The following is a 9341-nucleotide window of genomic DNA, read 5'->3' as shown; positions in this document are numbered from 1 at the left end:
TCATAATCTCTTAATGATCTTACTTAAAACCTCGTCAGTTTTAAGCTCCAACCCAACCACTTAACGTTTTGTTTCATGCATTGCGTTGGTGTGCTGCGTATTCTATACAGTTTCAGAACCAGTGCAAGAGCTTTTCTTAAAAATATTCAAAAAAGCGCATCGTACGTTTATTTTTTAATCTGAATTGCTATTTTTAGGAGTTTTAATGCTTTTTTCCAGTCATTTTTGGCCTAAAAGTTTAAGCAAATGTGAATTTCTACTGGTTTAGTTTTTATTAAAAGGGATGGTATGAGTACGATCCCTTTTAATATTGAACAATAAATTTTAATTTGCCTGCTCGCCAAGCCAATTCATAAATTTTTGTCGTTCAGCTTTAGATGCCTGTTTCCACAACTGAATTAATTGCTGATCAAGCTGACCAACTGATGCATTTTCCCGAACGTTTGCAGTAGCCACATTCGATGTGCTTGCAGTTTGAGTGTAGACCGCTGCCGGCTGATTTGTTGGAGTTACAACTTTATTCGTTGTCAAATCCACAGATTTTCCTAAAATACTTTGCCCTAGTAATGGTTTCGCTGCATCTTTTGCTCCTGCCTGCTGAACCAGAAGCTGATTTTTTGCATCATATAAACCAATAATTGGCTGATCTTTATATTTTTTCGCTTCATCAAAATTTTTAGGCGCGTTAATTAAACCCAATTTATAAGCTTCACCATCTTTAAGTTCTGGAGTTTTTACAGTTATTACGCCAGATTTTAAAATGTCATGAGAATTATCATTGTGCTGGAAAAATTCAGTATAACGGACACTAATCGCATTCGTACCCGCATCCAGTTTATAAGTTTGATCTGAGCGTAATAGACCTGAACGTACTTCCTGATCATTCACTGCAATCATCTTGATTTCTTCAGGTACGGTTAATGTCACGGCTGAAAAAGCTGATGTGCTGCCCAATAATGCAACTACAGCTGCTGTAATACGTAAATCCATGTCACTCACTCATTCTGGTTAATATATAAAATTTTCATTGCAATATGCCGTGTACAAATGACAATTCTATGACAAATGCTTTGCCTCTACAGCACTTTACTCAGCATTTATCAGACTATCTATCTTCTGATTTCTGCTATATCACACATAAAAAAGAAGTACTTAACAGTACTTCTTTCTCATCTCTAAATCGATTATGCAAAGGTCTTAAATCGTTCTGCATCATCCATAAAGGTTTTTTCACCTGGAGGGGCTTCGATTGAACCAAATACCAATTGAGCACGAAGCTTCCAGTTCGATGGAATACTGAAAGTTTGCGCCACTTCTTCATCAATGATCGGATTGTAGTGCTGTAGTGATGCACCAATATTATGTTCAGCCAAAGCTGTCCAGGTTGCAAACTGAGCGATACCGCTGGCATGCTCTGACCAGATCGGGAAATTATCTGCATATAGCGCAAATTTTTCTTGCATTCCTTTAATGACATTCTGGTCTTCATAAAACAGTGCAGTTCCATAACCTGCCGCAAAACCATCTATTTTGCTATTGGTAGCCTCAAAAGCATCTGCTGACACCAGGTCGCGTAAAGTTTCACGCACAATATGCCAGAAAGTATCATGTGATTGACCAAACAAAATCACTACGCGTGAAGATTGCGAGTTAAAAGATGATGGACTATGTTTCACCGCCTCTTTAATGATGTGCTCAATTTCTGCCTGATCCAGGCTGACATTTTTCCCAATGGCATAAATACTACGGCGTTTTTTAATATGATCTAGAAATGCCATGATCTCACCTCGTTCTATTCTGATTATTAAAAACGGATAAGATCATCCTAAGCATTTTCACTGCCTAAAACAGTCTTATTTTGATAACAATGTGTTTTATTTATAGAACATTCTCAGAGATGTTAAGGTTGATCCTTTGTATCAATCACCTTAGCGCATGCTAATTTCAAAAATCGCCGGTCTTAGCTAAATACCTGGAAGCTGTCTGAATTTACAAACTCAATTTTATCTTCTATTGCTTCTTCAATTGAACCGAAACAGAGCTGAGCACGTAGCAACCAGCTTTCATCAATTTTAAAATGCTTAGCTACAGGGTGATTGATCTATGCATTATAATGTTGCAAAGAAGCCCCTCAGACCGGAATCAGCCAGCGCAGTCCACGCAGCAAACTGTACCATGCCGGAAGTCTGCTCTGACCACAGTGGAAAATCATCGGCACTAAATGGAATCTTTTTCTGTAATTGCTGAATAGCATTCTGATCTTCATAGAATAAAATCGTGCCATAGGCATTTTCACATTGATCCAGTTTGATTCTAATCCCTTCATAGACCGATGCCGGCACATGCTGGCGTTGAACATCTTTCACAATGCTCCAGAATTGATGATGTGAATCGGCAAATAACACGATAATGCGTGCACTTTGTGAATTATAGGCTGAAGAACAGCTATGCACTGCTTCCTGAATCAGCTCGGTCAGATAAGCCTGACTATAATGCACACGCTTACCTAGCTGATAAGTCCCACGGAACTTTTTTAATTTCTCAACAAAAGTGAATTCTAAATGTTCAATTGCTTTACTGTTTTTAGGAAATTTAAAATCCTTAGTCAGGTCAGTTGTTAATACCTACCCAATTTTATTGAGTAATGCCATTTTCTACCCTCTACATATAGCCTGAACTTCAATCACCAGGCAAATCCCATACAATTATAATGGGTTTATTCAGGTAGGCAGGATTTGCTGTTTTTTTCATGCTGCTTTTTAGAACATTTAAGCCCTTTAAAACAACAAACTCCGCATTTAGCGGAGTGTATGTGATGCAAGTCGCATTAATTATTTTTCAGTTTCAAACAATGCCGCAACGAATGATTTTGCTGAGAATGGACGTAAGTCATCAATTTTCTCACCTACACCGATAAAGCGAATCGGTACATGCGTACGGCTGGCAATATTAAACAGCACGCCACCTTTGGCGGTACCATCCAGCTTGGTAATGGTTAAACCCGTTAAACCTACTGCTTCATCAAACATTTCAACTTGATTAATGGCATTCTGCCCTGTACCGGCATCCACCACCAGCATCACTTCATGTGGCGCAGTCGCATCAATCTTCTGCATGACACGTTTAACTTTGGTCAATTCCTGCATCAGGTGACCTTTGTTATGCAAACGGCCTGCAGTATCCGCAATTAAAACATCCACACCTTTGGCACGCGCACTTTCGAAAGCATCAAAAATGACTGAAGCGGAGTCAGCACCATGACCTTGTGCTACTACGGCGATATTGTTGCGTTCACCCCAGATCTGTAACTGCTCAGTTGCAGCAGCACGGAAAGTATCACCCGCAGCCAGCATGACTTTTTTACCTTCGCCTTGCAGACGTTTTGCCAGTTTACCAATGGTCGTGGTTTTACCTACACCATTTACACCCACCACCAGAATCACATACGGATTTTTGTTTGGATCGATCTGCAGTGGTTTTACACGCGGAGCCAGCAGAGCCACCAGTTCTTCCTGAAGCGCTTTATACAGCGAGTGAGAATAAATTAGGTCACCACGTGCGGTACGTTCAGTCAAATTGGCAATAATCGTTTTAGTCGCATCAACACCGATGTCTGCAACCAAAAGCTGTTCTTCAACTTCTTCTAATAATTCATCGTCAATTTCTTTGCCACCAATCAGGATATTGACCATCCCATCGGCAAGATTTTTACGGGTTTTGGTTAAACCCTCTTTCATACGGCTAAAGAAACCGCCTTTTGTAGCAGGTTCTTCTTCCTGAGCTTCCGTCGCCACAGGTGCAGAAACTTCAGCAGTTGCGCTTGGTGTTTCTAAAATCGGCACATTAACCGCAGGTAAACTCGGTAATGTGACATCATCATCTCCGATATCAGCATCAATCAAAAATTTGTTTTGCCCATTAGATTGCTGTTGCATACCGAATCCTTGAAAAGCATTGCGTTAAAAAATTGAATTCTAGCATAACTTGCAGTGTTTTGAGCGGGAAATCCAATCCATGAATAAACAACCAAAAAATAACAGTGTTTGGTTGCTTTCAATACAAGATTTCTGAAAAATAATCCTAAATACAAATATCTATTCATTGGAAGACTTTGTGTCCATATCTTTTTTTGCTATCTCCTCCTTATCCAGAATCATCAAACAGCGGATTTCTCCAGTCGCAGCACTCATCCTGAGTTTTGGTTTTAGCCCCGTACATGCCGCAACCCAGAGTGAATTATCCCGCACCACCATCGAAACCTATTTAGGTAATGGCTTAAAAGTCATTATCCGGGAAGATCATCGCTCTCCGATGGTGATGACACAGATCTGGTATAAAGTCGGCAGTAGTGATGAGTCCGGCAATATTCTCGGTGTCTCTCATGCTTTGGAACATATGATGTTTAAAGGCACGAACAAAGTTCCCAATGATGAATTTACCCGCCTGAGCCGGATTTATGGCGGCAGTATTAATGCCGCAACATTTACCAATTATACGAACTATTATCAGCTCTATCCTAAAGCCTATTTTCCGATGGCGCTTGAACTCGAATCTGACCGCATGAACAACCTCTTGTTACGCCAGCAAGATTTTGATCCGGAAATTAAAGTGGTAATGGAAGAACGGCGTCAGCGTACTGATGATAATCCGCGTGCCCAGGCATTTGAACGATTTAGATGGATCAGTTATCCCACCAGTCACTATCGTCAGCCCGTGATTGGTCACATGAAAACGCTTAATAATATTCAGCTGAGTGATGTTAAAAAATGGTATCGAGACTGGTATAGCCCGAATAATGCCATTCTGGTGATTGTCGGTGATTTAGCTGTGCAAGAAGCTCTCGTTCAGGTACAGAAATATTTCGGTGATATTCCGGCGCGTCCCACACCCTCACGTAATGATGTACTCGAGTTTGAGCGCTTAGGCTATCGTCATATGGAAATTGAGAGCAATGTTCAGGTGCCTAATCTGTATATGACCTGGAATGTGAAATCTCTAGCTACCGCCAAGAATCCTCAAGATGCCTACGCCCTAACCATTATCCGCAGCCTGCTAGATAGCGGAATTTCTTCTCGTTTGCAGGATCGTCTGGTCCGCGACCGCAAAGTGCTTACTTCTGTAAGTGTGTCTTATGATCCTTATAACCGTGGAGATAGCCTGTTTGGTATTTCCGCACTTCCGGCTCCAGGTGTAAATCTGACAGAAGCACAAACAGCCATCCAGAAAGAAATTGATTTACTAAAAACTGAAACTATTTCTGAGTATGAACTGGCACGGATCAGCACACGCTTTATTTCAAATCTGATTTATAGTCAGGACAGTCTAAGCGGACAGGCCAAAATGATTGGAAACCTTGAAGTAAACGGATTGAGTTACCGCCTGATGGATGAACTGCCTCAGCATTATGACAGTGTCCGTGCAGAGGACATTCAGCGGGTTGCTAATGCCTATTTTGTCCGTGAAAATTTAAGTACGCTCTACCTTTTGCCTGAACAGAAAGATCAATAATGGTTATTACAATGTCTAAAGTTCGCTCTCTTATCCTTTTAACCAGCTTAAGCCTCAGTTCAAACCTTTGGGCAGAAAATTATTTAGATACCCAACCTGATTTGAATGATAATCCCAGTCAGTTACAAGCGATCCCTCTCCTGCAAAGCTTAAAAAACATTAATCAAAAGCAGACATTTCAGGCACCTTTTATCCATGACCTGAATAATCGTTACAAAGTTCGCACTCTATTTGTTGAAACCCGAGATCTGCCGATGGTCGATATTCAACTGACCTTTAATGCCGGATCAGCACGAGATCAGGAAATTGCTAAAGGTCTATTTGGTTTATCCAGCACAGCAGCCAAACTGATGCGCGAAGGAACAGATAAATATACGGCTGCACAGGTGGCTTCAGTCTTTGATGTCACAGGCGCACAATTTAGCGTGCAGGCTTATCGCGATATGTTTGTCGTTCGCCTTAGAACTTTATCAGATCCCAAAAAAATGGAACCTGCTTTGGCCATGATGATGGATGTTCTCAAAAATGCCACATTCAAGCCTTCGAGTATTCAGTTAGCACTCAGTAATACTCAAGTAGGACAAAAACAGCTTCAGGAAAATCCAAGTAAACTGATGGATATCCGGTTTTATCGGGCATTGTATGGCCAGCATCCTTATGCCGAACCCATTACCGGTACCATTGGCAGTACCAAAAAAATTACGGCTGATTTACTGAAAAAATTCCGCGACCAGTTTCTGGTAGCACAAAACATGAATATTGCCATTACCGGCAAACTCAGTTCTAAACAGGCACTGGAACTTTCTGAACGAATTGCAGGCAATTTGCCTCAAGGACAGAAAGCTGTTGCATTAGCTGAACCTGAAGAAAAATCGGGTTTTGATATCGTGCATTTGCCTTATAACTCATCCCAAGCGCATGTGACCTTCGGCCACTTAGGACCAAACCGTTTTACTGAAGATCGGCTTGCTCTGGAAGTGGCCAATCGCATGTTTGGTGGTGGCGGATTTAATGCAGTATTGATGCAGGAATTAAGAATAAAACGCGGCTATACCTATGGTGCTTATAGTACATTTAGCTTTAGTCAGGCACCTGGTATATTTAGCTTCCGTTATTCGACTAGACAAGATCAGTTACTGGATAGCATTCAGGTCGCACATCAGGCTTTTATCAACTTTGTAAATCAGCCGATTGATACTAAGCGCCTGGAAGAAACCAAGGCCGGGATGTTAAGAGCATTTCCAAATAATTACAGCAGCAATGCCACAATCAATGCCCAGTTAGGCACAATGGGCTTTTATGCAGAGCAAGCCGACTATCTTTCACGCTATCCAGAACGTTTAGCCAAAATTACCGCTGCAGATGTGCAAAATGCCGTACGCAAACATCTGCATCCAGAACGTTTAACACTGGTCGTGGTGAGTCAAGAATTGGATAAAGAAGCATTAAAACTACGATTGGAACAGAACCTGTTAGATCCTTCTACACCACTACCTAATATGATTTCAATACCTAAGGCATATCCACAGAAACCGGCGGAAGCTGACGAGTCCGTAGAGATTCCTGCTGATACGCCTGCATCAATTTAAGATATTGACCGCGATGGATGCGTTGCTGTTGCAGCAAAGTCTGAGCCATATCCTGGGTTTGAGGTAAGCTCTGCTGTTCTGCAAGTTCCTGAAGTAAATTAAATTGGGAAGTCGTCAGTGGACGATAAATGGCAAATGTAGCCAGACATAAAATTAATGCCACAATAAAAATAACAACCGCATTATAAATTTGTTCAAGCTTAATTTTATTCAGAAAATCGCTTAATTTTTTGCTATCTATAGCCATACACTACCTCAAGTTGAAGCTAGTGTATGGCTGGGTCCCATGAAGTTCAAGTCAAAGATTGAATGACCAGTATAAATATACATTTTGATATGACTATAAATCGGTTAGGATTTCAACAATTCGTACACACTCCAGGCAATGACCATTGCCACCAGACCTAAAACCAGCAAAATTGCAAACTTGCTTAAGCCGGCTTCGGCTTCAGGTGGATGCAGTCGATCCTCATCTGCAATTCGGACCAATTCATCATTATAGTGACTATAAAACTCTGCACGCTGGGTTTCGTCCAGAGCGCGGGTAAAATCATAAACTTCTTTACGTTGAGCCAGACTGTAATCACCTAGATGGGTATATTTGTCATAAATTGCCTCATCTAGTTTTTTACGGTGTACATGCGCCAATTCTGTAATCTGACTGGCTGTTGGGGGTATATCAAAACTGAGCCCTTCAAGAGTTCTTTGCATCATATTGTTCTCCTTTTCTTTTGTTCTATTGTTAAAATCTATACCAACCAAACTTCCAATTGTGTATAGTTTGATCGTACAAACTATAAATTAAGTAAACAGGAAAGCTGATATAGTTGACTTTTCCATTATTTTGTAATATTAGTTTAATAATACTAAGTTATATTTGTATTTAGACTTAAAAGTCTATCCGAAATCATAATTAAAATTAAGGAGTTTTTATATTATGCAGAATATCTCTCAACATGATTTGGAACATCTGTATGCAGATGCAGTGAATACCATTCAATCGCAAATGAACTTTGTCGATGCAGTAAAACAATTAGAAGATGCAGCGCGCGCCGGTCACGGTAAAGCAGCACTCTTTTTAGCTGAACTGTATTATCAGGGTTTTCGTGTAGAACGAGATTCACTCAAAGCACAATACTGGCAGAACATGGCCACCATGCAAGCTTGAAGAAACGTCACCTCGGTGACGTTTTTTTATGCCATTCTTTCGAAATACTGCAATTAAGACATAATTTATTACGATTGCTTGCAAAGCTGAAACAGTAATTTCACTGGAACTTTCTAGAATAGAGCTGAACTCTAATAGCACTTTATTTTAACGACAATGCGAAAAATTATTCAATACGACCCGATATGTAAAAACTTTCTTTTGAGGCTCACCATCCTCAAATCCATGATGTATTGTGGCGTTTTGTGGGGCGTCTATCATCAGGGTTGGGCGATGATGCGCGATCAGGAAGATTATATTTTTCCATTCTGGCTTAATTCTCTGGATGCCAAAAATTATGCCAAGGAACATTGGCCAGGTTATGTACCACGTAGAATCAACCCCGAAGATTTTGAAAACAACTTATTACCTACACTGTCCCGATTAGCCGTGACACCTACTTTATGTAGCGGTAATGGCACTAAACTAAAATTATCAATTCCACAGATGCGCCACCTGTTTTTTTCACAACAAAGACTGCACTTCGCCTAAAAACATGTTATTTATAAAGACATAAAATAGACACCTAGAGATGTTCAGTTGGATACATACTCTAGGACTAATAACAATTAGATAAAAAGGACTCAATAGAATGACCAACGTAGCACAAGTGCTCGGTGATAAAGTACATCAGGCAGTTTATACCATCCGTCCAGACTCTACAGTTTTAGAAGCAATTACCCTGATGGCAGAAAAAGGAATTGGGGCGCTGGTCGTTACCCACGAAGACAGTGTGGTCGGCATTTTGTCAGAGCGTGATTACACCCGTAAAATCGCATTGATGCAAAGAACCTCTTTTGATACCACAGTCAATGAAATTATGACACCTAAAGTCATAACCGTGACTTCTGCAACTTCTGTTGAAGACTGCTTAGCATTAATGACTGACCGCCATTTACGTCACTTACCTGTAGTTGAAAATGACAAACTGATTGGTCTGATTTCGATTGGTGACTTGGTCAAAGCTGCAATGGAAGATCAACGTAAACTGATTGATCAGTTACAACAATATATTTCAGGCTAAAATTCTTTCTTAT

At 40.5% G+C, this 9341-nt stretch carries 10 protein-coding genes and 1 pseudogene; 5 read left to right on the top strand and 6 right to left on the bottom strand.

Translation table 11 applies throughout. From position 1 onward, the window contains the following. Positions 1-324: 324 nt before the first annotated feature. The 4 genes and pseudogenes from B3Q46_RS01060 to ftsY form a co-directional block, all read right to left on the bottom strand. Complete coding sequence (locus B3Q46_RS01060) at positions 325-990, bottom strand: DUF2057 domain-containing protein (RefSeq protein ID WP_004783689.1); 666 nt, start codon at positions 988-990, stop codon at positions 325-327. Positions 991-1184: 194 nt separating this feature from the next. Continuing rightward, positions 1185-1778, bottom strand: coding sequence for a nitroreductase family protein (locus B3Q46_RS01055; RefSeq protein ID WP_004783692.1), 594 nt, complete (start codon positions 1776-1778; stop codon positions 1185-1187). Between the two features lie 182 nt (positions 1779-1960). Beyond that, a pseudogene (locus B3Q46_RS01050) lies at positions 1961-2609 on the bottom strand (nitroreductase family protein). 222 nt (positions 2610-2831) lie between these two features. Beyond that, on the bottom strand, positions 2832-3935 hold the full coding sequence (gene ftsY / locus B3Q46_RS01045; protein ID WP_004783696.1) for a signal recognition particle-docking protein FtsY: 1104 nt from the start codon (positions 3933-3935) through the stop codon (positions 2832-2834). Positions 3936-4167: 232 nt separating this feature from the next. Here ftsY and B3Q46_RS01040 point away from each other — a divergent pair, with 232 nt between their 5' ends. Together B3Q46_RS01040 and B3Q46_RS01035 are read left to right on the top strand one after the other, a co-directional pair. Then, positions 4168-5508 carry a M16 family metallopeptidase gene (locus B3Q46_RS01040; protein ID WP_376745102.1) on the top strand — a complete coding sequence of 447 codons (1341 nt, stop codon included), beginning with the start codon at positions 4168-4170 and terminating at the stop codon, positions 5506-5508. 11 nt (positions 5509-5519) lie between these two features. Next, entirely contained in the window at positions 5520-7097 is a 1578-nt protein-coding gene (locus B3Q46_RS01035; RefSeq protein WP_171064809.1) for a M16 family metallopeptidase, read from the top strand. Here the strand turns inward: B3Q46_RS01035 and B3Q46_RS01030 are convergent. Both B3Q46_RS01030 and B3Q46_RS01025 read right to left on the bottom strand, forming a co-directional pair. Continuing rightward, positions 7021-7344 (bottom strand): hypothetical protein, encoded by a 324-nt coding sequence (locus tag B3Q46_RS01030; RefSeq protein ID WP_004783701.1) that lies wholly within the window; start codon positions 7342-7344, stop codon positions 7021-7023. The genes B3Q46_RS01035 and B3Q46_RS01030 overlap by 77 nt on opposite strands. Before the next feature lie 104 nt (positions 7345-7448). Continuing rightward, a complete protein-coding gene (locus tag B3Q46_RS01025) occupies positions 7449-7811 on the bottom strand; it encodes a hypothetical protein (protein WP_004783702.1) in 363 nt (120 codons plus the stop codon). A gap of 220 nt (positions 7812-8031) precedes the next feature. Here B3Q46_RS01025 and B3Q46_RS01020 point away from each other — a divergent pair, with 220 nt between their 5' ends. From B3Q46_RS01020 to B3Q46_RS01010, 3 genes are all read left to right on the top strand, one after another. Further along, on the top strand, positions 8032-8265 hold the full coding sequence (locus tag B3Q46_RS01020) for a hypothetical protein (protein ID WP_034171084.1): 234 nt from the start codon (positions 8032-8034) through the stop codon (positions 8263-8265). Between the two features lie 156 nt (positions 8266-8421). Continuing rightward, entirely contained in the window at positions 8422-8796 is a 375-nt protein-coding gene (locus tag B3Q46_RS01015) for a DUF2750 domain-containing protein (protein WP_034171083.1), read from the top strand. Between the two features lie 100 nt (positions 8797-8896). Further along, on the top strand, positions 8897-9328 hold the full coding sequence (locus B3Q46_RS01010) for a CBS domain-containing protein (protein ID WP_004783708.1): 432 nt from the start codon (positions 8897-8899) through the stop codon (positions 9326-9328). The last annotated feature ends 13 nt before the right edge of the window (positions 9329-9341 follow it).

The organism is Acinetobacter sp. UBA2581, assembly GCF_002339435.1.
GTDB classification, from domain to species: Bacteria; Pseudomonadota; Gammaproteobacteria; order Pseudomonadales; family Moraxellaceae; genus Acinetobacter; species Acinetobacter variabilis.
The sequence above is the reverse complement of the archived record's forward strand: the minus strand, read 5'-3'. Positions and strand labels throughout refer to the sequence as shown.

Bases quoted from the DNA above. Each gene is read 5' to 3' on its own strand.
- B3Q46_RS01060 (WP_004783689.1), bottom strand. From the start codon at position 990: ATGGATTTACGTATTACAGCAGCTGTAGTTGCATTATTGGGCAGCACA.
- B3Q46_RS01055 (WP_004783692.1), bottom strand. From the start codon at position 1,778: ATGGCATTTCTAGATCATATTAAAAAACGCCGTAGTATTTATGCCATT.
- ftsY (WP_004783696.1), bottom strand. From the start codon at position 3,935: ATGCAACAGCAATCTAATGGGCAAAACAAATTTTTGATTGATGCTGAT.
- B3Q46_RS01035 (WP_171064809.1), top strand. From the start codon at position 5,520: ATGTCTAAAGTTCGCTCTCTTATCCTTTTAACCAGCTTAAGCCTCAGT.
- B3Q46_RS01030 (WP_004783701.1), bottom strand. From the start codon at position 7,344: ATGGCTATAGATAGCAAAAAATTAAGCGATTTTCTGAATAAAATTAAG.
- B3Q46_RS01025 (WP_004783702.1), bottom strand. From the start codon at position 7,811: ATGATGCAAAGAACTCTTGAAGGGCTCAGTTTTGATATACCCCCAACA.
- B3Q46_RS01015 (WP_034171083.1), top strand. From the start codon at position 8,422: ATGCGAAAAATTATTCAATACGACCCGATATGTAAAAACTTTCTTTTG.
- B3Q46_RS01010 (WP_004783708.1), top strand. From the start codon at position 8,897: ATGACCAACGTAGCACAAGTGCTCGGTGATAAAGTACATCAGGCAGTT.